General features: G+C 32.9%; 4 protein-coding genes. 2 read left to right on the forward strand and 2 right to left on the reverse strand.

Annotated features, from left to right (window positions below):
* The first annotated feature begins 54 nt into the window (after positions 1–54).
* Positions 55–849 (forward strand): thymidylate synthase, encoded by a 795-nt coding sequence (locus HU235_RS23010; protein WP_174881725.1) that lies wholly within the window; start codon positions 55–57, stop codon positions 847–849.
* Positions 846–1,337 carry a type 3 dihydrofolate reductase gene (gene folA / locus HU235_RS23015; RefSeq protein ID WP_095301288.1) on the forward strand — a complete coding sequence of 164 codons (492 nt, stop codon included), beginning with the start codon at positions 846–848 and terminating at the stop codon, positions 1,335–1,337. Before HU235_RS23010 ends, folA begins: the two co-directional genes overlap by 4 nt.
* Before the next feature lie 60 nt (positions 1,338–1,397).
* On the opposite strand, the gene trhA is transcribed toward folA, so the two are convergent.
* The gene (gene trhA / locus HU235_RS23020) at positions 1,398–2,039 is read right to left on the reverse strand and encodes a PAQR family membrane homeostasis protein TrhA (RefSeq protein ID WP_095301287.1); all 642 of its coding nucleotides are present in this window, start codon (positions 2,037–2,039) and stop codon (positions 1,398–1,400) included.
* Positions 2,040–2,100: 61 nt separating this feature from the next.
* The coding region (locus HU235_RS23025; RefSeq protein ID WP_325100955.1) for a sigma 54-interacting transcriptional regulator at positions 2,101–3,289 on the reverse strand (1,189 nt) is incomplete at its 5' end.

The following is a 3,289-nucleotide window of genomic DNA, read 5'->3' on the forward strand; positions in this document are numbered from 1 at the left end:
TAAGCAAACATGGTAAAATATAAAAAGTATTTTTAGTTAGGGGATAGAAAAAATATGAAGCAATATTTAGATTTATGTAAACATGTTTTAGAAAATGGTGTTAAAAAAGAAGATCGAACAGGGACAGGTACGATTAGCACATTTGGTTATCAAATGAGATTTAATTTGCAAGAAGGCTTTCCTTTAATGACGACAAAGAAACTTCATACTAAGTCAATCATTCATGAATTGCTTTGGTTTTTGAAAGGTGATACAAATATAAAATATCTTCAAGAGAACGGAGTAAGAATCTGGAATGAATGGGCTGATGAAAATGGTGAATTAGGGCCAGTATATGGTCATCAATGGCGATCATGGCCAGCTCATGATGGATCTTCAATTGATCAAATCTCTAATGTTATTCACCAAATAAAAAATAACCCAGATTCAAGAAGATTAATTGTTTCTGCTTGGAATGTTGCAGATGTTGACGATATGGCATTACCGCCGTGTCATTGTTTTTTCCAATTTTATGTAGCTGAAGGTAAATTATCTTGTCAACTATATCAACGTTCTGCAGATGTCTTTTTAGGTGTGCCTTTTAATATTGCTTCCTATGCATTATTAGTTTATATGGTTGCTCAAGTTACAGATCTTGAAGTAGGTGAATTTGTTCATACTTTTGGTGATGTCCATATTTACCTTAATCATTTAGAGCAAGTGAAAGAACAATTGCAAAGGGAACCTCGTCCATTACCAGTGTTAAAAATAAATAAGGATGTTAAATCGATCTTTGATTTTACGTTTGACGATTTTTCTATCGAGAATTATCACCCACACCCTCATATTAAAGGAGTTGTAAGCGTGTGATATCATTATTACTAGCAATGGATGCGAATCGCTTAATTGGGAGGGAAAATCAGCTACCTTGGCATTTACCAAAGGACCTAGCCTATTTTAAACGAATGACGATGAATCATAAAATCGTCATGGGCCGTAAAACATTTGATTCAATCGGTAGACCTTTACCAGGTAGAGAAAATATCATTTTAACGAGAGATAAACAATTTTCTCGTAACGATTGCCTGATTATCCATTCAATGGATGAATTGCTTGAACTATCTAAGCAATCTGATGAAGAGATTTTTGTTATTGGTGGTTCAGAGATTTTTAAAGAAATTTTGCCTCATTCTGATCGCTTGTATATAACACATATTTATCATGAATTTGAGGGGGATACATATTTTCCAGAAACGGATGATGAAGACTGGGAAGTTATATCGCGTGAGGTAGGAGAGACAGATGATAAAAATCCTTACCATTTTGAATTTGTCGTTTATGAGCGAAAAAATAAGTAGTTAAATAAAAGGGGCGTTCTCACAGTTTAAAGTGGAGAACGCCTTTTACATATTTTGGATTTAAGGAAGTAAATAAAAGAAAACAGAAAAGAAATGAAATATACTGCCTGCTAATACAAATAGATGCCAAATTGCGTGATGATATTTAAAACCTCTCCATACATAAAATACTGCTCCGATTGTATAAAGTAAGCCTCCAATAACGAGTAAAATCACACCAGGTGTAGGGACGTTTGAAATGATATGGTTCCAAGCAAATACGATTAACCATCCCATAATGACATACATTATTGTTGAAAAGAATAAATATTTCTTAACAAAAAAAGATTTAAATATCGTTCCAGCTATTGCTAATCCCCAAACAATTCCAAATAACGTCCAACCGACCCAGCCTTTAACAGCAATAAATAAGAAAGGTGTATAGGTTCCAGCAATAAAAAAGTAAATCGCCGAATGATCGAGAATTTCAAAGAAATCCTTTGCTTTTCCAGCCGGAAAACTATGGACGAGAGTAGAAGCAGTATATAGGAGTAGCATTGTTACCCCAAAAACAGTAAAGCTTACGATGTGCCATGCTGTTCCATATAATGAGGAGTAAACAACCAATAAAACAAGTGCTGCAATGCTTAATATTCCGCCAATTCCGTGAGTAATCGAATTGGCAATTTCTTCACCTTTTGAAAATGTATGTGTGTTTGCCATGAAAAGCTCCTTTCAAAATATATGATTTTTTATTGAATCGAGAATGAGTAATACATTTTTATTATTTGATTTTTTCTTTAAGAGAGAGTAGGAAGTCTAACCCTTCTAATGTAATTCTAGTTCCTGCTCGTCCTCTTCCTTTTGTAATATATTGTTTCTTTTCAAGATAATCTAGGCGGTGTCTCACTTGTTGTGTTGTTAGAGGTGTTGCGAGCGATTTACTATTTTCTGAAATTGACCTTCTACTTGCTGGTTCACCCTTTTCATTTTGTTGCTTAATTTCTTCTAAGATAAATGCATATTCTAGTTTTTCCATCATCGTTAATTGTAACGGACCTGTTTGATTAGTTTTTTTCTTTTTTTGTTGATGATCTTGTTTAAGTTTGTTTAAAAACTGTGGTAGATCATGGAGTTGTATGGAACGACCGTCACATACAGTAACCATATATTTCACTGCGTTTTTTATCTCACGAAAATTTCCTGGCCAATGGTATTGACATAAGACATCCATAACAGCCTGATCGAGTCTAATTGATTGATTTATCTCATTAAGGAAGTGATGAACAAAAAGCGGTATATCTTGTTTCATATCCTTTATTTCAGTTAAGTTTATTGTTAACACATTTAAGCGGTATAAAAGATCTTTCCTGAAATCTATCGCATCATGCAATGAGTTTGAGGAGGAAGAGATAAAGCGAATATTCAAAGGAATTGATTTAGCATGATGACTACTTTTTCTTAACTGTTTCTGTTCCAGAACATTTATAAGTCTAGTTTGTAGCCTTTTTGGTAATTCACCAATATTTTTAAAATATAATGTACCACCATTTGCTTTTTCAATAAGGCTTTGGCTAGATTCATCGATTGTTCCAAAAAGTGTAAATTCGAGATAAATTTCATCCTGTTCATTACAATCAACAGTTATAAATGGTTTATTTTTTCGAGTAGAAAAGTTATGGATAGCTTTAGCAAATAAATATTTACCAGTTCCAGTTTCACCTTGAATGAGGATCGGATAGTCTGTTAAAGCGATTTTTTTTGCAATTAGTTTATTTTCAATAATAGCTTGATTATTTCCTATGATATCATTAAAACTAATAGGTAATTGAGTATCCTGTTGTACTCGTGTATTTAAATCATTAGTTTCACTTATAGTTGTTGGCAAAATGGTTCCCCCTGTATTGTTCATATTTATATCATAACACCCAATTGGAACTAAATACACCCAATAAGCAATATTTCTTTTATAT

The organism is Metabacillus niabensis (assembly GCF_902829255.1).
Lineage (GTDB): Bacteria > Bacillota > Bacilli > Bacillales > Bacillaceae > Metabacillus > Metabacillus niabensis.

Bases quoted from the DNA above. Each gene is read 5' to 3' on its own strand.
- HU235_RS23010 (WP_174881725.1), top strand. From the start codon at position 55: ATGAAGCAATATTTAGATTTATGTAAACATGTTTTAGAAAATGGTGTT.
- trhA (WP_095301287.1), bottom strand. From the start codon at position 2,039: ATGGCAAACACACATACATTTTCAAAAGGTGAAGAAATTGCCAATTCG.